Consider the following 21,673-nt stretch of genomic DNA (forward strand, 5'->3'; position numbering starts at 1 on the left):
CCCCAGCGGCTCCTGCTTCCTCCACCAGCCCGTCGATTCCCACGACCGAGACCACCGCGCCCACCCGCACCACCCAAGGCGCCATCGTCCGCGCCATCGGCTCCGTCACCACCCCCACCTCCAACGCCCCCACCGGCATCGACGCCGTCGGGGTCCGCATCGCGCTCCCGAACCGGGCGCCGCTGGACACGGTCCTCACCCCGCGCGCGGCTACACGCATCCCGGCCGACATCGTCGTCGTACACTCCGGACCGCAGCGGCTGCTGCGGCTGACCGCCCGCGTCATCGGCGCAGACGCGTCGTTCGTCGGCGACACCGCGGCGGCGCCCGCGCTCGACCGGGTGGTGCGTCCGCGGATCGTGCCGGTGCGGAGCCTGCCGCTTCCCGCCCGGCTGATCGGGCTGACCGGGCCGCACCCGTCCGCGCGGCCGGGAGACGGGGGCGAGTTCCGGGATGTCGACCGGTTCCAGCCGGGGGACAGGCTGCGCCGCATCGACTGGAAGGCGACCGCCCGGCGGGCGCAGAGCGCCGGTGAGCTGTTCGTCCGCCGCACGATGGCCACCTCCGACGCCGCCGTCCAGTTCGTGATCGACAGCAGGGACGATCTCACCGGGAGGGTCGCGGACTGGGCGGCCATGCATCCACTGCCCGGCGTCTCGTCGCAGGATCTCGCGCGGGAGGCGGTCGTCTCGCTGGCCGGAGCGTACGTCGCGGCGGGGGACAGGGTCGGCTTCGACGACCTGGCGGACCCTGCCCGCGCCATCCCTCCCCGGGCGGGCGCCAGGCACCTGCACCGGGTGTCGCGCGCCGTCGAGCTCACCGGCCCGCGCGGCGCGGCCACCGAGCGGGTGCGCGCGCCGATCCTCGCCCCCGGCGCCCTCGTCTATGTGATGTCGACGTTCCTCGATGAGCAGCCGCTGCGCCTCGCGCTCGTCTGGCGGGCCGCCGGGCACCGGGTGATCGCCGTGGACGTGCTGCCCGCCAGGCTCACGCGCGACCTTCCCCCGAGGGAGCGGCTGGCGCTGAAAGTCGTCGAGGTCGAGCGCGCCCTACGTTTCCGCCGGCTGGCGGCGGCGGGCATCGACGTGCTCGCCTGGCAGGACAGCGACGACAACGGAGCCGAATCCGGCACACGGGATGCGCGCCTCCGCGAGCTGAGCAGGCCGAGGAGGTCCCGGTGAGCGGCGCAAACGCCACAGAACCCGTGCTCGGCGCCACCGTTCCCGGGTGGAGCGTTCGTGCCCTGTTCGGCGCGATCGCCCTCGCGCTCTGCCTGACCGTGGCAGACTCCGGATTCTGGCTGGCCGTGTCGCTCGCCCTCACCGCGGCGGCCGTCGCCGTTCCGCGCTGGCTGACGGCGTGGTTCCTCATCGGGGCGCTCGCGTTCACCGTGCTGCTGCATCCGCAGTCCGTCGGCGAGTGGCGGGTGTATGCGCTGATCGCCGGGGCGCACGCTCTGCACCTGACGGCATCGTGGATGCTCGTGGTGCCGCCGCTCGCCCGGCTGCAGCCCGCCGTGCTGCTGTCGTCGCTGCTGCGGTTCGTGATCGTCCAGGTGCCCGTGCAGCTCGCCGCAGTCGGGCTGCTCGCGCTCACGACGAGTGCCGGGGGCGGTGCGACGGTGTGGCCGGCGGTGCTCACCGGAGTCGCGGTCGTGGCGCTCTTCCTCGTCGCGGTGCCTCTGTTGCTGCGCCGTCCGCACCGTCCGGCGGGGCAGCAGGACGATCCCCGGTAGCAATGTCGGTGGTCCGGCATAGACTCGGCGGCGAGCGGTGACAGGCCTGTCGATGAACCGGTACAATCGAACATATCTTCGATCTGTGCCGGCGTGCGATCTGCGCTGGGCGAACACAGCCGACCTGGGGCGACGAGTAGCGGAGAATTGATCGAGTGACTGAAATTGATCGGGTGGTTATGGGCAAGGTGACGGGTTCACACCTCAGCGTGCGAGGAGCGCGGGTGCACAACCTGCACAACGTCGACCTCGAGATCCCGAGGGACTCGCTCGTGGTCTTCACCGGGCTGTCCGGTTCCGGCAAGTCGTCGCTCGCCTTCGACACGATCTTCGCCGAGGGGCAGCGCCGATACGTCGAGTCGCTGTCGGCGTACGCCAGGCAGTTCCTCGGGCAGGTCGACCGACCGGATGTCGACTTCATCGAGGGCCTGAGCCCCGCCGTGTCGATCGACCAGAAGTCCACCAACCGCAACCCGCGGTCCACGGTCGGAACGATCACCGAGATCTACGACTACATGCGTCTGCTCTGGGCGCGCATCGGCGTCCCGCACTGCCCCGTCTGCGGCGAGCCCATCCAGCGCCAGACCGTGCAGCAGATCGCGGACCAGCTGATGGAGCTCGAAGCGGGCAGGCGCTACCAGGTGGTCAGCCCCGTCGTCTCGCAGAAGAAGGGCGAGTTCGTCGACCTCTTCAAGGAGCTCGCGGCATCCGGATACTCGCGCGCCATCGTCGACGGCCAGCAGATCCAGCTCAGCGAGCCGCCGACGCTCAAGAAGCAGTACAAGCACGACATCTCGGTGGTCGTCGACCGTCTGGTCGCCGGGCCGGACATCCTGAGCCGCCTCACCGACTCCCTGGAGACCGCGCTGCGGCTCACCGACGGGCTGGTCCAGGTCAACTTCGTCGACGAAGAGGGCCCGGATGCGTGGCGCACCTTCAGCGAGAAGCTGTCCTGTCCCAACAACCACCCCATCCAGCTCACCGAGATCGAGCCGCGAACCTTCTCGTTCAACGCGCCGTTCGGCGCCTGCCCGGAGTGCTCCGGCCTCGGCACGCGCATGGCGGTGGATGAAGACCTGCTGCTCGGCGACGAAGACCTCAGCATCGCCGACGGCGTCATCGTGCCGTGGACCACGCAGGGCAAGGGGCTGTTCCAGTACTACGAGAAGCTGCTCGACGGGCTGGCCCGCGACCTCAAGTTCTCGCTGAAGACGCCGTGGAAGAAGCTCCCGGACGAGGTGCGCAACGCGGTCATGCGCGGCGACAACTTCGAGGTCAAGGTCAAGTGGAAGAACCGCTACGGCCGTGAGATGAGCTACACCTCGGGCTTCGAGGGCGTCGTGCCGTACATCGAGCGCCAATACCTGCAGGCCGAGACCGACACGCAGCGTGCGCGCTGGGCGGAGTACCTCCGCGAGGTGCCGTGCTCCGTGTGCGGCGGCAAGCGGCTGAAGCCCGAAGTCCTCGCCGTCCTCGTGCACGGCGCGAGCATCGCCGACGCGTCCGAGCTGAGCTTGAGCGATGCCCGGGTGTTCATGGACAAGCTGCACCTCACCGAGCGCGAGGAGAAGATCGCGGCCCAGGTGCTGCGCGAGATCAAGCTGCGTCTCGACTTCCTCATCCAGGTCGGGCTCAACTACCTCGACCTGTCGCGCGCAGCCGCCACTCTGTCGGGTGGCGAGGCCCAGCGCATCCGGTTGGCGACGCAGATCGGCTCTGGGCTCACCGGCGTGCTCTATGTGCTCGACGAGCCGAGCATCGGCCTGCACCAGCGCGACAACCGCCGTCTGATCGACACCCTCGTCGCACTGCGCGACCTGGGGAACACGCTGATCGTGGTCGAGCACGACGAAGACACCATCCGCACGGCGGACTGGGTGGTCGACATCGGACCGGGCGCCGGCGTCAACGGCGGTCACGTCGTGCACTCGGGCTCGTACGACGAGCTGCTGGAGAACAGGGATTCGCTCACCGGCGACTACCTCTCCGGCCGCAAGGAGATCGAGATCCCGGCCAAGCGTCGCAAGATCGACAAGAAGCGCATGATCTCCGTGGTCGGCGCCGAGGCCAACAACCTCAAGAAGGTCACGGTCGACTTCCCGCTCGGCACGTTCGTCGCCGTCACGGGCGTGAGCGGGTCCGGCAAGTCGTCGCTGGTCAACGACATCCTGTATCGGGTGCTGGCCAACAAGCTCAACGGCGCACGCAAGCTGCCGGGCAAGCACAAGGCCGTCACCGGGCTTGAGAACCTCGACAAGGTCGTGCACGTCGACCAGGCGCCGATCGGACGCACGCCGCGCTCCAACCCGGCGACGTACACCGGCGTCTTCGACCGCATCCGCACGCTGTTCTCCGAGACGATGGAGGCGAAGTCGCGCGGCTACCTGCCCGGCCGGTTCAGCTTCAACGTCAAGGGCGGGCGCTGCGAGGCGTGCTCCGGAGACGGCACGATCAAGATCGAGATGAACTTCCTGCCCGACGTCTACGTGGCGTGCGAGGTGTGCGGGGGAGCGCGGTACAACCGCGACACCCTGTCCGTGCACTACAAGGGCAAGAACATCGCCGAGGTGCTCGACATGCCGATCAGCGAGGCCGCGGAGTTCTTCCGGCCGATCTCGGCGATCCACCGCTTCCTGCAGACCCTCGTGGATGTGGGTCTCGGCTACGTCAGGCTCGGCCAGAGCGCCACGACGCTCTCCGGCGGCGAGGCGCAGCGCGTCAAGCTCGCCACCGAGCTGCAGCGCCGCTCCAACGGGCGCAGCGTGTACGTTCTCGACGAGCCGACCACCGGTCTGCACTTCGAAGACGTCCGCAAGCTCCTTCTGGTGCTGAACGGGCTGCTCGACAAGGGCAACACCGTGATCGTCATCGAGCACAACCTCGACGTGATCAAGTCCGCGGACTGGATCATCGACATGGGGCCGGAGGGCGGAGCAGGCGGCGGAGAAGTCATCGCGACCGGAACGCCGGAGCGCGTGGCGGAAACGCCGGGCAGCCACACCGGATACTTCCTCAAGGAGATCCTCCAGGGCGAGAGCGCCCGGGGCGCCGCGTAGGCCGGGCGCGTGGCAGACACCGTCAGCTACCGGCCGAAAGCCGGTGAGATCCCGACCCAGCCCGGGGTGTACCGGTTCCGCGACGCCAACAGGCGCGTGCTCTACGTCGGCAAGGCCAAGAACCTGCGGGCGCGGCTGAGCAACTACTTCCAGCCGCTCCGCAGCCTGCACGAGCGCACCAGGCGCATGGTGACCACCGCGGCGTCGGTGGAGTGGACGGTCGTGGCGACCGAGTTCGAGGCGCTGCAGCTCGAATACACCTGGATCAAGGAGTTCAACCCGCCGTTCAACGTGCAGTTCCGGGACGACAAGTCGTACCCGTACCTGGCGGTGACACTGGGGGACCGCATCCCGCGGGTGATGGTCACGCGCAACCGTGGCGTGAAGGACGCGCGGTACTTCGGGCCGTACACGAAGGTCTGGGCGATCAGGGACACGGTCGACCTGATGCTCAAGGCGTTCCCGATGCGCAGCTGCTCCGACGGCGTCTACCGCAGGGCGGAGCTCACCGGGCGTCCGTGCCTGCTCGGCGATATCGGCAAGTGCGCAGCTCCCTGCGTCGGGCGGATCAGCCCGGAGGATCATCGCGAGCTGGCCGAGGACTTCGTCTCGTTCATGGCGGGCAACGACACCAAGTACATCCGGGTGATGACCGAGCGGATGAAGCAGGCCGCGAGCACGCAGGACTACGAGGCCGCCGCCCGCCACCGTGACGCGATCCAGGCTCTCGAAGCGGCGATGGGCAAGAGCGCCGTCGTGCTTCCCGACAACGTGGACGCCGACGTGTTCGGTATCGCGCACGACGAGCTGGCCGCCGCCGTGCAGCAGTTCATCGTGCGCGGAGGCCGCATCCGGGGTGTGCGCAGCTGGGTGGTCGACAAGGAGCTCGACGTCGAACTCGGCGACCTCGTCGAGACCGTGGTGCAGAACGCGTACGAGGGATCGGATGCTCCGCCGCGCGAGATCCTCGTGCCGGAGCTGCCGGACGACGCCATCGAACTCGAGCAGTGGCTCACGGCCCGCCGCCACGAGATCGGCGACCCGGGAGCACCGCGCGGACGCCTCACCGGACGGGTCGAGCTGCGGGTGGCGCAGCGCGGAGACAAGGCGGCGCTCGCCCAGACCGTCGAGATGAACGCCAAGAACGCTCTCGTGCTCTACAAGACGAGGCGCAGCTCCGACTTCGTGGCCAGGTCCAAGGCGCTCAACGACATCCAGGATGCGCTCGGCATGCCGGATGCTCCCCTCCGGATGGAGTGCTACGACGTCTCGCACCTCAGCGGCACCAACATCGTGGCCTCGATGGTCGTGTTCGAGGACGGGCTGCCGAGGAAGGACCAGTACCGGCGGTTCAGCATCCCGGAGTCGACGGACGACACCGAGTCGATCTACCAGGTGATCACGCGCAGGCTGGCGTACCTGAAGAACCCGGAGGCGGAGTTCGCCGAGCCGGGGGCGGAGGGCGCGCAGACGGGTGCTGCTCGCGCCGCCGGCGTTCAGACCGACGACGCCGGCGACGATCCAGAGATCGACATCGACGCCGAGCTCGCGGAGGCGGCGGAAAAGCGGCGCAAGAAGTTCGCGTACCCGCCCAACCTGCTCATCGTCGACGGCGGCCAGCCCCAGGTGGCTGCGGCCAGGCGCGCGCTGGAGGAGTCCGGCGTGCAGGGCATCCAACTGGTCGGCATCGCCAAGCGTCTCGAGGAGATCTGGCTGCCGGACTCCGACTTCCCGGTGATCCTGCCGCGCAACAGCGACGCGCTGTTCCTCATCCAGCGCATCCGCGACGAGGCGCACCGGTTCGCCATCACGTACCAGCGCGCCAAGCGCAAGCGCGACATCGGCTCGGTGCTCGGCGAGATCCCCGGCCTCGGCCCGTCCAGGGTCAAGGAGCTGCTGAAGCATTTCGGCTCCGTGGCGCAGCTCAGGAAGGCGACTCCGGACGAGATCGCCGCCGTGCGCGGCGTCGGACCGACCCTGGCGTCCGCCATCCATGAACGACTCGCCAGTCGCTAGGCTTGGGGGACACCTTTCGAGCGGAGGACAAGGCTGATGAGCACCGACACCGAGCAGCAGGAAGTGCTGATCGTGACCGGGATGTCGGGAGCAGGGAGGTCGACGGTCGCCAACGCGCTCGAAGACCTCGACTGGTACGTCGTCGACAACCTTCCCCCGCAGATGCTCCGGCCGCTGATCGAGCTGGCCAATCGGGCTGAGTCCGGTCTGCCGCGCATCGCCGCGGTGGTGGATGTGCGCGGCCGCAACTTCTTCGTCGACCTGCGCGACCTCATCCAGAGCCTGCGCGAGGGCACCAAGGTGCGCGTGCTGTTCCTCGAAGCGACGGACGCGGTACTGGTGCGGCGGTTCGAGCAGGTGCGGAGACCCCATCCGCTGCAGGGCGACGGCACGATCCTCGACGGCATCACCGCGGAGCGCACGCGGTTGCGCGAGATCCGCGAGGCGAGCGACATCATCGTCGACACCTCCGACCTGAACATCCACCAGCTCGCCACGAACATCACGGAGACCTTCGCCGCGGAGAACACAGCGGGTGTGCAGGTGACGCTGATGAGTTTCGGATTCAAGTACGGCCTGCCGGCCGACGCCGACCTGGTGACGGATGCGCGCTTCCTGCCCAACCCCTTCTGGAACCCGGAACTGCGCCCCTTCACGGGGCTCGACGCCGTCGTGCGCGACTTCGTCCTCGAACAGCGCGGCGCCGCGGAATTCATCGACGCGTACGTCAGTGCTCTGCGCCCGATCCTCGACGGTTACCAGCGTGAGAACAAACGGCACGCCACGATCGCGGTAGGCTGCACGGGGGGAAAACACCGGTCCGTGGCGATTGCGGAAGAGCTCGCTACCCGGTTGAAAGAGATCCCTGGGCTCGCGGTGAACACAAAACACCGCGACCTCGGCCGTGAATGAAGCCGGCCACAGCCTCCACGGCCCCACGACAGGCCGTTCGAACAGAAAAGGAACCCGATTGGCTCTCACCGCCGACGTCAAAGACGAACTCACGAAGGTCGAGGTCAGCAAGACCACCGTCCGGGCAGCCGAACTCGCGACCATCCTGCGGTTCTCGGGTGGCCTGCACCTGATCAGCGGCCGCATCGCGGTCGAGAGCGAGCTGGACACTCCGGAACTCGCCCGCCGCGTCCGTAAAGACCTCGCGGAGCTGTACGGCGTCCGCAGCGAGGTCTCCGTCATCTCCGCGTCCGGTCTGCGGCGCACCAGCCAGTACCTCGTCCGCGTGCTCGACGGCGGAGAGACCCTCGCCCGCCAGACGGGACTGCTGGATGCGCGCCGCCGCCCGATCCGCGGCCTCCCGAACCGTCTCACCACGGGTTCCCGCGAGGAGCTCGCCGCCGTCTGGCGCGGTGCGTTCCTCGCCAGCGGATCCCTCACCGACCCCGGTCGCTCTGCCGCGCTGGAGATCACCTGCCCGGGCAACGAGTCCGCGATGGCGCTCGTCGGTGCCGCCGGCCGCCTCGGCGTGGCAGCAAAGGCCCGCGAGGTCCGCGGCGTGCACCGCGTCGTGATCCGCGACGGCGACGCCATCAGCGCCATGCTCGTGCACATGGGCGCGGCGAAGACCGTCGAGAACTGGGAGCAGCTGCGTCAGCGCCGCGAGGTCCGTGCAACGGCCAACCGCCTCGTGAACTTCGACGACGCCAACCTGCGCCGCTCCGCCCAGGCCGCCGTCGCCGCCTGCGCCCGCGTCGAGCGCGCACTCGAGATCCTCGGCGACGACGTGCCGGAGCACCTGCGGTACGCGGGGGAGCTGCGCCTCAACTTCCGCGACTCCAGCCTCGACGAGCTCGGCCACCACGCCGACCCGCCGATGACCAAGGACGCGGTCGCCGGGCGCATCAGGAGGCTGCTGGCGATGGCGGACAAAAAGGCCGTCGACCTCGGCATCCCCGGCACGGAGGCCAACCTCCCGTCCGACCTCGACGAAGTCTGAGTCTGTTCGACGGGGAAGCAACCCCTGGCCAACTCGGTTGGCGTTACTAGACTGGAAATGTCGCTCGAAGCCCGGTGTGAACGGATCGCGCCGGGAACCAAATGAGGAGATGAGTAATGGCTGACTACACGCTCGCAGACCTTCCATACGATTATTCGGCGCTTGAGCCGAACATCAGCGGTCGGATCATGGAGCTGCACCACGACAAGCACCACAAGGCGTACGTCGACGGTGCGAACACCGCCATCGCCAAGCTGGCCGAAGCACGCGACGCCGACGACCTCGGCAACGTCAACAAGCTCCAGAAAGACCTGGCGTTCAACCTCGCCGGTCACGTGAACCACACGGTGTTCTGGAACAACCTGTCGCCGGACGGCGGCGACAAGCCGACCGGTGAGCTCGCGGCCGCGATCGACGAGTTCTTCGGGTCGTTCGACAAGTTCCGCGCGCACTTCACGGCGTCCGCTCTGGGCATCCAGGGCTCCGGATGGTCGATCCTGGCCTGGGATTCGCTCGGCCAGAAGCTCATCATCGAGCAGCTGTACGACCACCAGGGCAATCTCGCAGCAGCCACCGTGCCGCTGCTGCTCCTCGACATGTGGGAGCACGCGTTCTACCTGGACTACGTGAATGTCAAGGCGGATTACGTCAAGGCATTCTGGAACATCACCAACTGGGGCGATGTTCAGGAGCGCTTCACGCGGGCGCGCGAGAAGACCTCTGGCCTGCTGCTACTGTCATAGCGGGAACGGTGTCCCGGATGGTTCGCCGCCCGGGACACCGCCGTCCGCTCCCTACCCACAACACCGCGCCCGTCGGGCGCCCATCAAGTAACTGGAGACATCTGTGTCCGTAAAGATCGGAATCAACGGGTTCGGTCGCATTGGTCGTAACTTCTTCCGTGCCGCTCTGGCCAAGGGCAGCGACCTCGAGATCGTCGCCGTCAACGACCTGACCGACAACAAGGCGCTTGCGCACCTGCTCAAGTACGACTCGATCACCGGTCGTCTGGACGCCACGGTCGAGCTCGACGGCGACAACATCATCGTCAACGGCAAGGCCATCAAGGTCCTCGAAGAGCGCGACCCCGCCAACCTCCCCTGGGGCGAGCTGGGCGTCGACATCGTCATCGAGTCGACCGGCCGCTTCACCAAGTCGGAGGATGCGCGCAAGCACATCGCCGGCGGTGCCAAGAAGGTCATCGTCTCCGCCCCCGCGACCGGTGACGACGTCGCCACGATCGTCCTCGGCGTCAACGAGGAGACCTACGACAGCGCCGTGAGCGACATCCTCTCGAACGCGTCGTGCACCACGAACTGCCTCGCGCCGCTCGCCAAGGTCCTGCTCGACAACTTCGGCATCGAGCGCGGTCTCATGACCACGGTCCACGCGTACACCGCAGACCAGAACCTGCAGGACGGCCCGCACAGCGACCTCCGCCGTGCGCGCGCAGCCGCTGCCAACATCATCCCGACCTCGACCGGTGCCGCCAAGGCTCTCGGCCTGGTCATCCCGGAGCTCGTCGGCAAGCTCGACGGCTACGCCCTCCGCGTCCCGGTCATCACCGGCTCGATCACCGACCTCACGGTCGAGGTCGGCAGCCCGGTGACGGTCGAGCAGGTCAACGCGGCGTACAAGGCTGCTGCCGAGGGTCCCCTCAAGGGCATCCTCAAGTACACCGAGGACCCGATCGTCTCCACCGACATCGTCAGCGACCCGCACTCGTCGATCTTCGACGCCGGCCTGACCAAGGTCATCGGCGGCACGCAGGTCAAGGTCGCGTCCTGGTACGACAACGAGTGGGGTTACTCCAACCGTCTCGTCGACCTGACCGAGTACGTGGCCGAGCGCCTCTAACGACAGGGAACCGACGTGACGCTCCGCACACTTGATTCACTCGGTTCGCTCGCCGGCAAGCTGGTCATCGTCCGCTGTGATCTGAACGTCCCTCTGAAGGACGGCCAGATCACGGACGATGGCCGCGTGCGAGCGTCGATTCCCACCCTGAACGCCCTGATCAATCAGGGCGCGAAGGTGGTCGTCATCTCCCACCTGGGACGCCCGGAGGGCGCCCCGGATGCGAAGTACAGCCTGGCGCCGGTTGCCCAGCGGCTCTCCGAGCTGCTGGGCAAGCCGGTGACCTTCGCCAAGGACACCGTCGGCTCCGGCGCCCAGGATGCGGTCTCCGGCCTGCAGGACGGCGATGTCGCCCTGCTGGAGAACCTCCGGTTCAACCCGGGCGAGACCAGCAAAGACGAGGCGGAGCGCCAGGCGTTCGCGGCGAAACTCGCCGCGTTCGGAGACGCGTTCGTCTCCGACGGCTTCGGTGTCGTGCACCGCAAGCAGGCGAGCGTCTACGAGCTCGCCAAGGCTCTTCCGAGCGCGGCCGGCCAGCTGATCGCCACCGAGCTGGATGTGCTCGACCGCCTCACCGAGAACCCGGAGCGTCCGTACGCCGTGGTCCTCGGCGGGTCGAAGGTCTCCGACAAGCTCGGCGTCATCGGCCACCTGCTCCCGCGCGTCGACTCCCTGCTGATCGGCGGCGGGATGCTCTTCACCTTCCTCGCCGCTCTCGGCCACAAGGTCGGCTCCAGCCTGCTCGAGGCCGACCAGATCGACACCGTCAAGGGCTACCTCGCCACGGCGAAGGAGCTCGGTGTCGAGATCGTGCTGCCACGGGATGTGGTCGTCGCGTCGAAGTTCGGTGCGGACGCCGAGCACGTCGTGCGCCCGATCGACGGCATCGAAGACACCGACTGGGGCTCTGCGGGGCTCGGCCTCGACATCGGCCCGGAGACGGGCACGCTGTTCGGCGAGTACATCCGCCGTTCGCGCACGGTGTTCTGGAACGGCCCGATGGGCGTGTTCGAGCTCGCGCCGTTCGCGGCGGGCACCAAGGCCGTCGCGCAGGCGCTCACCGAGGTCGACGGCCTCGGCGTCGTCGGCGGAGGCGACTCGGCGGCCGCCGTGCGCGCACTCGGTTTCTCAGACGACCAGTTCGGTCACATTTCTACGGGTGGCGGTGCGAGCCTCGAGTTCCTCGAGGGCAAGCACCTGCCGGGACTGGAGGTCCTCGGATGGCAGCAGTGAGCTCTTCTGTGCGGCGTACGCCGCTCATCGCGGGCAACTGGAAGATGAACCTCGATCACCTGCAGGCGATCGCGTTCGTCCAGAAGCTCGCGTGGAGCCTGAAGGACGCCAACCACGACTTCGCCAGTGTCGAGGTCGCGGTGTTCCCGCCGTTCACCGACCTGCGCAGCGTGCAGACGCTCGTGTCCGCCGACAAGCTCCCGCTCGCCTTCGGCGCGCAGGACGTCTCCGAGCACGAGTCCGGCGCGTACACCGGCGAGATCTCCGCGACCTTCCTCGCGCAGCTCGAGTGCCGCTACGTCATCATCGGCCACTCCGAGCGGCGCACGCTGCACGGTGAGACCGACGAGCAGGTCGCAGGAAAGGTCGCCGCAGCGCTCGCGCACAACCTGGCGCCGATCATCTGCGTCGGCGAGACGGCAGAAGACCTGGAGGTCCACGGCGCGAGCGCCGTGCCCGTCGCCCAGTTGCGCGCCGCACTCGCGAACGTGTCCTCCGCCGCCGACCTGGTGGTCGCCTACGAGCCGGTCTGGGCCATCGGCTCCGGCCAGGCTGCAACGCCGGAACAGGCCGAGCAGGTCTGCGCCGCGCTCCGCGCCGTGCTGGTCGAGGTGCTCGGTGAGGACGTCGCGGCCAAGACGCGCATCCTCTACGGCGGCTCCGTCAAGTCCGGCAACATCGCGAGCTACATGCGCGAACCGAACGTGGACGGCGCCCTCGTCGGAGGCGCGAGCCTCGATGTGGCCGAGTTCGCGAGCATCGTGCGATACCAGAAGCACGTCGGACTCTGACCCCACCGGTTATACTGGTCGTTGGTCTTCCCGGGCGCTGAGCCCCGGGTGCTTTGCGAAAGGTACGTCGTGCAAATTCTCCAGGTCGTCCTGCAGGTCCTGCTGGGCATCACCAGCCTCCTGCTGACGCTGCTCATCCTCCTGCACAAGGGGCGCGGTGGCGGTCTCTCCGACATGTTCGGTGGCGGCGTCACGTCCAACCTCGGCGCATCCGGTGTAGCCGAGCGCAACCTGAACCGCATCACCGTGGTTCTCGGGCTCGTCTGGATCATCTGCATCGTCGTGCTCGGACTCATCACCAAGTTCGATTCCGGCGCGTAAGCGTCCATAGGTCACAACGAGGAGCAGCATGGCATCCGGAGGAAGTGCAATTCGGGGTTCGCGCGTCGGCGCCGGCCCGATGGGGGAGCAGGATCGTGGATTCCACGCTGAGCGCATCACCATCTCTTACTGGGACGCACTCGGCAACGAGACGGTCCGTCACTTCGCGGCGAACCTCCCCGAGGAGGAGATCCCCGAGGTCATCGATTCGCCGTCGTCGGGTCTTCCCGCCGGTCGCGACAAGGAGAACCCGCCGTCGGTGGCGAAGCTCGAGCCGTACAAGACGCACCTCGCATACGTGAAGGAGCGCCGTACGGAGGAAGAGGCGGAGCAGCTTCTCGAAGACGCGCTCAACCAGCTCCGCGCGCGCCGCGGCAAGCTGAGCCCCACCAACTAGCAGCACACACGAAGAAGCCCCGCCGGTCAATGACCGGCGGGGCTTCTTCGTGGTGTGGCGGGTTGCCGCGGCGAGGTGTCAGTAGCTCGGAGCGATCAGGTTCTCCGGCACGTCGACGGCCGCATCCTGGTCGACGAAGAACACCGTGCGCTTGCGTCCCTTGGCTCCCGCGACGGGGACCTCGGTGTAGCTGGCGCCCGCGAGGGCGAGCCCGAGCGCGCTGGCCTTGTCGCTTCCGGCGAGCACCAGCCAGATGCGGTCGGAGGCGTTGAGCACCGGACGCGTCAGGCTGAGGCGGGCCGGCGGCGGCTTGGGGGAATCGCGCTCGGCGATCACCGTGGCCTCCGTCTCCCGGATGCCGGCGCGGTCGGGGAACAGCGACGCGATGTGACCGTCCGGACCGACGCCGAGGAAGGTGATGTCGAACCGGGGGGCGCGAGCGCCGTCCTGCGCGAACGCCTCCAGCTCGGCGGCGTACACCGAGGCGGCCTCGTCGATGTCGGCGATCTCATCCGACGCCGGGAACGGGTGGATGTTCTCCGGCGGCACGGCGATGTGGTCGAGCAGGGCCTCGCGGGCCTGCCGCTCGTTCCTGTCTTCGCTGGCCTTCTCGACGAACCGCTCGTCGCCCCACCAGAAGTGGACCTTCGACCAGTCGACGCTGTCCCTGGCGGGCGACGCGTTGATGGCTTCGAGCACCGCGATGCCGACGGAGCCGCCGGTCAGCGCGATGTTCGCCTCGTCCAGCTCGTCGAGGATGTCGACGGTCTTGGTGAGGAAACGCGCGGCGACCGATCCGGTGAGCGCCTGCTTGTCGGGGTGGACGAGCACCCTGCGTTCGTTGGTCATGCTGTGGCGCCCGCTCCCTGGTCGGCGGTCTCGAGCTGGTCGAGGCCTCTGGTGATCACCTCACCGTACAGATCATCAGGGTCCAGCCTACGCAATTCCTCGGCGAGGCAGTCGCGCAGGCTGCGGCGGGGCAGCGAGAGGTCGTGCGTCGGCTGGTTCGGCTGCGACAGCCTGGCGACGTTCGGGACCTCGCGCTCCAGTTCGATGACCCCGGATGCGCGCTGCATGCGCACACCGTGGATGCCGCTGGAGCCGGTGGCCCGCGAGGTCAGGTCGTACTGGACAGGCACCTGGAGCTGCAGCGCCAGCCAGGACGCGAGCAGCATGGTCGACGGGGAGTCGGCGGCGCCGGCGACCTCGACGGCCGTGATCGGCTCGTACGGCGGCTGGTCGAGCACGGCGGCGAGCTGGGCGCGCCACAGGGTGAGCCTGGTCCAGGCGAAGTCGGTGTCGCCGGGGGCGTACGTCTTCGACAGGTGACGCAGCGCGGACTGCGGGTCCGGCTGCGCGGACGCGTCCGTGATGCGACGGGTCGCGATGCGGCCGAGCGGAGACTTCGAGACCACCTCGGGGGCGATCCCGGGCCACCAGACGACCACAGGGGCATCCGGGAGCAGGAGCCCCGTCACGAGGCCCTCCTCGTCGCTGGCGGTCTCTCCATATGCACGGAGCACGATGACCTCGCTCGCGCCGGCGTCTCCGCCGACGCGGATCTGCGCGTCGAGCCTGCCGTCGCCGTTGGAGGTGCGCTCCTCCTCGGTGGAGACGACGATCACGCGCATCGGGTGCTCGCGGGAGGCGTCGTTGGCGGCCTCGATGGCCTCCTCCTCCTGGCCGAGGTGCGTCGCGATCACCAGGGTGAGCACGCGGCCGAGAGCAACGGCGCCGCCCTCCTCACGGATCTTGACGAGGGCCTTCGAGATGTTGCTCGTGGTGGTATCGGGCAGATCGACGATCATGGACGCCTCCAAACGCGGCCGTCGCGGGCGAGAAGCTCGTCCGCGGAGCTCGGGCCCCAGGTGCCGGGCCGGTACTGCTCCGGCTGGCCCTGGGTCGCCCAGAATTCTTCGATCGGGTCGAGGATCTTCCAGGAGAGCTCGACCTCTTCATGACGGGGGAACAGGGGCGGGTCGCCGAGCAGCACGTCCAGGATGAGCCTCTCGTACGCCTCGGGGCTCGCCTCGGTGAACGCGTGGCCGTAGCCGAAGTCCATGCTCACGTCGCGCACCTGCATGCCGGCGCCCGGCACCTTGGAGCCGAAGCGGATGGTGACACCCTCGTCCGGCTGCACGCGGATGACGAGCGCGTTCTGACCGAGGGCCGACGTCTGGCTCTCCGCGAACAGCTGCTGCGGAGCGCGCTTGAAGACGACGGCGATCTCGGTCACACGGCGGCCGAGCCGCTTGCCTGCACGCAGGTAGAACGGCACGCCGGCCCAGCGGCGGGTGCCGATCTCCAGCTTGATCGCCGCGTAGGTCTCCGTGGTGGACTCCGGGTTCATCCCGTCCTCCTCCAGGAAACCGACGACCTTCTCGCCGCCCTGCCACCCGCTGGAATACTGACCGCGGGCGGTGGAGGTGCCCAGATCCTTCGGCAGGCGCACCGCCGCGAGGATCTTCTCCTTCTCGGCGCGCAGGTCGGCCGCGTCGAAGGAGATGGGCTCCTCCATCGCGGTCAGCGCGAGCAGCTGGAGCAGGTGGTTCTGGATGACGTCGCGGGCGGCGCCGATTCCGTCGTAATACCCTGCCCGGCCGCCGACGCCGATGTCCTCCGCCATCGTGATCTGCACGTGGTCGACGTAGTTGGCGTTCCAGATCGGCTCGTACAGCTCGTTCGCGAAGCGCAGCGCCAGGATGTTCTGGACCGTCTCCTTGCCGAGGTAGTGGTCGATGCGGAACACCGAGTCGGCCGGGAAGACCGACTCGACGACGGCGTTGAGCTCGCGTGCCGTCTTGAGGTCGCTTCCGAACGGCTTCTCGATGACGACGCGGCGCCAGCCGGTCTCCGACTGGTCGGCGAGGCCGGACTTGCGCAGCTGCTCGGTGACGAGCGGGAACGCCTTCGGGGGGATCGACAGGTAGAACGCGTGGTTGCCCATCGTTCCGCGTTCCTTGTCGAGCTCCTCGACCGTGTTCTTGAGACGCTCGAACGCGGCGTCGTCGTCGAACTCACCCGGCACGAACCGGATGCCCTGGGCCAGCTGCTTCCAGACGTCGTCTTCGAACGGCGTGCGTGCGTACTGCTTCACGGCGTCGTAGACGACCTTCTCGAAGTCCTGGTCCTCCCAGTCGCGGCGGGCGAACCCGACGAGCGAGAAGCCAGGCGGCAGCAGGCCACGGTTGGCGAGGTCGTAGACAGCCGGCATCAGCTTCTTGCGTGACAGGTCACCTGTCACGCCGAAGATGATGAGGCTGCTCGGGCCGGCGATGCGATTCAGTCGGCGATCGGAGGGCAACCGCAGGGGATTGAACTCCGGGGTGATTTCCACCGGGGACATTGAGCTCCTAGTCAGGACGATGACGCTGTTAGTTGACGGCCTCGAACAGCGAGACGACACTCGCCTCGGGGTTCGTCAGGTTCAGGGTCAGGACGGGACGGCCGTGCTCGCCGAGCACGCTCGCGTCGCCTGCCGCCTGGGCCTGGATGAGCTGGCCGAAGGTGAACGGACGGTCGGGGATCTCCAGGTCTTCCGGCGCGTCGGCCGTGATCTGCAGGAACACGCCGACGGCGGGGCCGCCCTTGTGGAACTGGCCGGTGGAGTGCAGGAAGCGGGGTCCCCAGCCGAACGTCACCGGACGCTTGGCCTTGGCGGCGAGGAGGTCGCGCATCCCGGCGAGCTGCGGGAGGGCGAGACGGTCGACGTATGCCTGGATGGAGACGTAGCCGTCCGGTCCGAGCTGGGCGAGCAGCGCATCCACTGCGGCGTCGAGGGTGGTCGCGCCGTTCAGGAAGTCGCCCGTGGTGCGGACCTCGACGCCGTTCGCGACGAACGCGGGGGCGGCGGGCTCCGGACGGCTGTCGAGCAGCGCGCGTGCGGCGACCTTGGCGGCCTCCACGTCCGGCTGGTCGAACGGGTTGATCCCGAGCAGGCGGCCGGCGACGGCAACGGCGTACTCCCAGACGATGAGCTGTGCGCCGAGGCTGCCGGAGACGAGGATCTCGCCATCGTGGCGGTTGGCGGGGAACAGGTGGTGAGCCTCCGCGTTGTCGACGAGCCGCACGATCTGCAGGTCGGGGAGGTTCTCTCCGACCTCGGGGGAGAGCGGGTCGAGGACCACGGGGAGAAGGCCGGTGCCTTCCTTGCCCGTGGACTCCGCGATCAGCTGCTCGGCCCAGTCGGCGAAGCCGACGATGTGCGTGCCGTCGGCGATGATGCCGAGCTTGTCCTTGAGCGGGTTCGTGCCGGCGATCGCTGCGCCGAGCACGAGGCCCGGGTTCTCGTCGTTGTCGACGGCGAGCTCGATCAGCGTGGCCTCTGCCTCGTCGAGCAGCTCGGCGATGTCGACACCGGCGAGCCCGGACGGCACGAGACCGAACGCGGTGAGCGCCGAGTATCGTCCGCCGACGTTGGGGTCGGCGTTGAACACGCGGTAGCCGGCCTCGCGAGCGGAGGCGTCCAGCGGCGATCCGGGGTCGGTGACGACCACGATGCGCTCAGCGGGGTCGATACCTGCGTCGCGGAACCACTTCTCGTAGACGCGACGCTGGCTGTCGGTCTCGAGGGTCGAACCCGACTTGCTCGAGATGACGACGGCGGTCGCGGCGAGGCGGTCGCGCAGCGCGGAGAGCACCTGGCCGGGGTCGGTGGAGTCGAGCACGGTCAGCTCGGCCTCCGCCGTCCTGGTGATGACCTCCGGAGCGAGCGACGAGCCGCCCATGCCGCCGAGCACGATGTGGTCGACGCCCTTGGCGTGGAGTTCCTCGCGCAGGGCGGTGATCTCGGCGACCAGCGGACGGGAGATCGCGACGGCCTCCGTCCAGCCGAGGCGCTTGGCCGCCTCGGCTTCGGCAGCAGGGCCCCACAGTGCGGGGTCCTGTGCGGTGATCCCGGACGCGACGCGGTCTGCGACGAGCTGCGGGACCACGGCCTTCACGGCATCGGCGGTGGCGCCGGTGACGTGGATGCGGAACGTCACTTCGCTGCCTCGAGAGCTGCGGTCACGGTGTCCAGCAGCTCGTTCCAGGAGACGACGAACTTCTCGACGCCCTCCTTCTCGAGGACGGCGGTGACATCGTCGTAGTCCACGCCGAGCGCTGCGAGCTTGTCGAGCACGGCCTGCGCGTCCGCGTAGTTGCCGGTGACGGTGTCGCCGGTGATCACGCCGTGGTCGAAGGTCGCGTCGAGCGTCTTCTCCGGCATGGTGTTGACCGTGTTCGGGGCGACGAGTTCGGTGACGTACAGGGTGTCGGGCAGGCTCGGGTCCTTGACGCCCGTGGACGCCCAGAGCGGGCGCTGCTCGTTGGCGCCTGCTGCGACGAGTGCCTTGGCACGGTCGGTCGCGAACGCCTCCTCGTAGACCTGGTACGCGAGGCGTGCGTTCGCGACGCCCGCCTTGCTCTTGAGCGCGAGCGCCTCGTCGGTGCCGATCGCGGACAGGCGCTTGTCGATCTCGGTGTCGACGCGCGACACGAAGAACGAGGCGACCGACTGGATGCCGGAGAGGTCGATGCCTGCGGCCTGAGCCTTCTCGAGACCGGCGAGGTACGCCTCGATCACGCCGCGGTAGCGGTCGAGGCTGAAGATCAGCGTGACGTTGACGCTGATCCCGGCTCCGATGGTCTCCGTGATGGCCTCGAGGCCCTCGACGGTCGCGGGGATCTTGATGAGCACGTTGGGCTTGTTCACCTTGGCCGCGAGCTTCTTGGCCTCGGCGATGGTGCCCGCTGCGTCGTGTGCGAGGCCGGGCTCGACCTCGATCGACACGCGGCCGTCGGTTCCCTCGGTCTGCTCGAAGACCTCGTTGAAGATGTCGCTGGCGGTGGCGACGTCGTCCGTCGTGATCTCGAAGACCGCGTCGGTGACGCTGGTGCCGGCCGCTGCGAGCTCGCGCACCTGCGCGTCGTACGCCTCTCCGTTGGAGAGTGCCGTTGCGAAGATCGTCGGGTTGGTGGTCACGCCGACCACGTTCTTCTCCGCGATGAGCTTCTGCAGTCCGCCGGAGTTGATGCGCTCACGCGACAGGTCGTCGAGCCAGATGCTGACGCCTGCGGCCGAAAGCTGGGCGGTGGGGGTGGAGTCTGTCATTTTCTTCTATCTCCTCTTGTCCCGCGTCAGAGCGACGCGAGCGATTCCTTGGCTGCGGCGACGGCGTGCTCGGTGGTCATCCCGAACTCGCGGAACAGCGTCTTGTAGTCGGCCGATGCGCCGAAGTGCTCGATCGAGACGCTGCGGCCGTGGTCGCCCACGTACGAGCGCCAGCTGAGCGCGAGGCCTGCCTCGATCGAGACGCGGGCCTTGACGGCGGAGGGCAGCACGGATTCCTTGTACTCGTCGCTCTGCTCTTCGAACCACTCGAGGCTCGGTGCGGAGATGACGCGCGCGTTGATGCCCTCTCCCCGCAGGACCTCGCGGGTCTCGACGGCGATCTGGAGCTCGGAGCCCGTGGCGATCAGCAGCACGTCCGGGGTGCCGTTCGGCGCCTCGGCGAGCACGTACGCGCCCTTGGAGACGTTGGCGGCGGACGCGAACGTGTCGCCGCTCGCCTCGCCGTCACCGCGCTCGAACACCGGGATGTTCTGACGGGTCAGCGCGATGCCGGCCGGTCCCTTGCGGCGTTCCAGGATGGTCTTCCAGGCGTACGCGACCTCGTTGGCGTCTCCGGGGCGGACCACGTCGAGCTGCGGGATGGCGCGGAGCGTCGAGAGCTGCTCGATCGGCTGGTGCGTCGGGCCGTCCTCGCCGAGGGCGACGGAGTCGTGCGTCCAGACGAAGATCGACGGCGCCTTCATGAGCGCTGCCAGACGGACGGCGGGGCGCATGTAGTCGCTGAAGATCAGGAACGTGCCGCCGAACGGACGCGTCGGGCCGTGCAGCACGATGCCGTTCAGGATGGCCGCCATCGCGTGCTCACGGATGCCGAAGTGCAGGACGCGACCGTATGGGTTGCCCGTCCACTCGTGCGTCGAGTGCTCGGACGGGACGAACGACGCCGCGCCCTCGATGGTCGTGTTGTTCGACTCTGCGAGGTCGGCCGAACCGCCCCACAGCTCGGGGATGATCGGGCCGAGTGCGTTGAGCACCTTGCCGCTCGCCGCGCGGGTCGAGATGTCCTTGCCGGCCTCGAACACCGGGAGGGCAGCCTCGACGCCCTCGGGGAGTTCTCCGGTGAGCAGACGGTCGAGGAGCTGCTTGCGCTCCGGGTTCGCTGCCGCCCAGGCGTCGAAGCCCTTCTGCCACTCCGCACGCTGCTCCGCGCCGCGCTCGACGGCCTTGCGGGTGTGCTCGATGACCTCGGGGGCGACGTCGAAGTTCTTGTCGGGGTCGAAGCCGAGGACCTCCTTGACGGCGCGCAGCTCGTCGGTGCCGAGAGCCGAACCGTGGATCTTGCCCGTGTTCTGCTTCTTGGGGGCCGGCCAGCCGATGATCGTCTTGAGGATGATCAGCGACGGCTTGTCGGTGACGCCCTTGGCCGCCTCGATGGCGTCGTGCAGCTCCTGCACGTCTTCCTCGTAGACGCCCGTCTTCTTCCAGTCGACGACCTGGACGTGCCAGTGGTACGCCTCGTAGCGCGCCTTGACGTCTTCGGTGAAGGCGATGTTTGTGTCGTCCTCGATCGAGATCTGGTTGCTGTCGTAGATCGCGATGAGGTTGCCGAGCTGCTGGTGGCCGGCGAGCGAGGATGCCTCGCTGCTCACGCCCTCCTGCAGGTCGCCGTCGCCGGCGATGACGTAGACGAAGTGGTCGAACGGGCTCGTGCCCGGCTCGGCGTCCGGGTCGAACAGGCCGCGCTCGAACCGGCTCGCGTATGCGAAACCGACGGAGGACGAGATGCCCTGGCCGAGCGGGCCGGTGGTGATCTCGACGCCGTCGGTGTGGCCGACCTCGGGGTGGCCCGGCGTGAGGGAGCCCCAGGTGCGGAGCTTCTCGAGGTCGTCGAGCTCGAGACCGTATCCGCCGAAGTACAGCTGGATGTACTGGGTCAGCGAGCTGTGGCCCGCCGAGAGGATGAAGCGGTCGCGTCCGAGCCAGTGCTGGTCGTGCGGATCGCGGCGCATCACCTTCTGGAACAGCAGGTAAGCGGCCGGAGCGAGGCTCATGGCGGTTCCGGGATGCCCGTTGCCCACCTTCTCGACCGCGTCCGCCGCGAGAACGCGAGCGGTGTCTACTGCCTTGTTGTCAATGGGATCCCATTGCAGAGCTGCCACGTGAAAACTGACCCTTCGTAGATATGGTGAGGGCCGTCGTGGTCCCGCACCGGTGTAGGTAGTGCGCGCCGTGGACGTCATCGGCGCCGGACTGCATCCGTG

At 68.3% G+C, this 21,673-nt stretch carries 18 protein-coding genes; 12 read left to right on the top strand and 6 right to left on the bottom strand.

The features are described 5' to 3' along the window. The 12 genes from B7438_RS18460 to B7438_RS18515 all read left to right on the top strand — a co-directional run. Positions 1-1,181 (top strand): DUF58 domain-containing protein (locus B7438_RS18460; RefSeq protein WP_085371152.1); only part of this gene is annotated, 1,181 nt, incomplete at its 5' end. Then, the gene (locus tag B7438_RS18465; protein ID WP_085371153.1) at positions 1,178-1,735 is read left to right on the top strand and encodes a hypothetical protein; all 558 of its coding nucleotides are present in this window, start codon (positions 1,178-1,180) and stop codon (positions 1,733-1,735) included. The genes B7438_RS18460 and B7438_RS18465, both read left to right, overlap by 4 nt. 179 nt (positions 1,736-1,914) lie before the next feature. Next, positions 1,915-4,791 (top strand): excinuclease ABC subunit UvrA, encoded by a 2,877-nt coding sequence (gene uvrA / locus B7438_RS18470; RefSeq protein ID WP_085371154.1) that lies wholly within the window; start codon positions 1,915-1,917, stop codon positions 4,789-4,791. A 9-nt stretch (positions 4,792-4,800) separates the two neighbouring features. Then, positions 4,801-6,807: an excinuclease ABC subunit UvrC gene (uvrC, locus tag B7438_RS18475; protein WP_085371155.1), complete on the top strand. Its 2,007-nt coding sequence runs from the start codon at positions 4,801-4,803 to the stop codon at positions 6,805-6,807. A 36-nt stretch (positions 6,808-6,843) separates the two neighbouring features. After that, positions 6,844-7,719, top strand: coding sequence for an RNase adapter RapZ (gene rapZ, locus B7438_RS18480; protein ID WP_085371156.1), 876 nt, complete (start codon positions 6,844-6,846; stop codon positions 7,717-7,719). A gap of 58 nt (positions 7,720-7,777) precedes the next feature. After that, a complete protein-coding gene (whiA, locus tag B7438_RS18485) occupies positions 7,778-8,758 on the top strand; it encodes a DNA-binding protein WhiA (RefSeq protein ID WP_085371157.1) in 981 nt (326 codons plus the stop codon). Positions 8,759-8,874: 116 nt separating this feature from the next. Next, on the top strand, positions 8,875-9,501 hold the full coding sequence (locus tag B7438_RS18490; RefSeq protein WP_055894023.1) for a superoxide dismutase: 627 nt from the start codon (positions 8,875-8,877) through the stop codon (positions 9,499-9,501). Between the two features lie 103 nt (positions 9,502-9,604). Beyond that, positions 9,605-10,615 carry a type I glyceraldehyde-3-phosphate dehydrogenase gene (gap, locus tag B7438_RS18495; protein WP_085371158.1) on the top strand — a complete coding sequence of 337 codons (1,011 nt, stop codon included), beginning with the start codon at positions 9,605-9,607 and terminating at the stop codon, positions 10,613-10,615. 15 nt (positions 10,616-10,630) lie between these two features. Continuing rightward, positions 10,631-11,848, top strand: coding sequence for a phosphoglycerate kinase (gene pgk / locus B7438_RS18500; RefSeq protein WP_085371159.1), 1,218 nt, complete (start codon positions 10,631-10,633; stop codon positions 11,846-11,848). Further along, positions 11,836-12,639: a triose-phosphate isomerase gene (gene tpiA, locus B7438_RS18505; RefSeq protein ID WP_085371160.1), complete on the top strand. Its 804-nt coding sequence runs from the start codon at positions 11,836-11,838 to the stop codon at positions 12,637-12,639. The genes pgk and tpiA overlap by 13 nt, the downstream gene beginning before the upstream one ends. A 69-nt stretch (positions 12,640-12,708) precedes the next feature. After that, positions 12,709-12,960: a preprotein translocase subunit SecG gene (gene secG, locus B7438_RS18510; protein WP_055894015.1), complete on the top strand. Its 252-nt coding sequence runs from the start codon at positions 12,709-12,711 to the stop codon at positions 12,958-12,960. A 28-nt stretch (positions 12,961-12,988) separates the two neighbouring features. Next, positions 12,989-13,357 carry an RNA polymerase-binding protein RbpA gene (locus tag B7438_RS18515; protein ID WP_085371161.1) on the top strand — a complete coding sequence of 123 codons (369 nt, stop codon included), beginning with the start codon at positions 12,989-12,991 and terminating at the stop codon, positions 13,355-13,357. 78 nt (positions 13,358-13,435) lie between these two features. Here B7438_RS18515 and pgl read toward each other — a convergent pair whose 3' ends face one another. From pgl to tkt, 6 genes are read right to left on the bottom strand one after another with little or no spacing between them, the layout of a single operon-like run. Next, the gene (gene pgl / locus B7438_RS18520; protein ID WP_085371162.1) at positions 13,436-14,206 is read right to left on the bottom strand and encodes a 6-phosphogluconolactonase; all 771 of its coding nucleotides are present in this window, start codon (positions 14,204-14,206) and stop codon (positions 13,436-13,438) included. Further along, on the bottom strand, positions 14,203-15,165 hold the full coding sequence (locus tag B7438_RS18525) for a glucose-6-phosphate dehydrogenase assembly protein OpcA (protein WP_085371163.1): 963 nt from the start codon (positions 15,163-15,165) through the stop codon (positions 14,203-14,205). Before B7438_RS18525 ends, pgl begins: the two co-directional genes overlap by 4 nt. Then, positions 15,162-16,703 (bottom strand): glucose-6-phosphate dehydrogenase, encoded by a 1,542-nt coding sequence (zwf, locus tag B7438_RS18530; RefSeq protein WP_085371164.1) that lies wholly within the window; start codon positions 16,701-16,703, stop codon positions 15,162-15,164. Before zwf ends, B7438_RS18525 begins: the two co-directional genes overlap by 4 nt. A gap of 28 nt (positions 16,704-16,731) precedes the next feature. Continuing rightward, positions 16,732-18,342 (bottom strand): glucose-6-phosphate isomerase, encoded by a 1,611-nt coding sequence (locus B7438_RS18535; protein WP_085371165.1) that lies wholly within the window; start codon positions 18,340-18,342, stop codon positions 16,732-16,734. Continuing rightward, positions 18,339-19,451 carry a transaldolase gene (tal, locus tag B7438_RS18540; protein ID WP_085371166.1) on the bottom strand — a complete coding sequence of 371 codons (1,113 nt, stop codon included), beginning with the start codon at positions 19,449-19,451 and terminating at the stop codon, positions 18,339-18,341. The genes B7438_RS18535 and tal overlap by 4 nt, the downstream gene beginning before the upstream one ends. A 26-nt stretch (positions 19,452-19,477) precedes the next feature. Next, positions 19,478-21,571 (bottom strand): transketolase, encoded by a 2,094-nt coding sequence (gene tkt, locus B7438_RS18545; protein WP_085371167.1) that lies wholly within the window; start codon positions 21,569-21,571, stop codon positions 19,478-19,480. Positions 21,572-21,673: the final 102 nt, after the last annotated feature.

This window comes from Leifsonia sp. NCR5 (assembly GCF_002105485.1).
Taxonomy (GTDB): domain Bacteria; phylum Actinomycetota; class Actinomycetes; order Actinomycetales; family Microbacteriaceae; genus Leifsonia.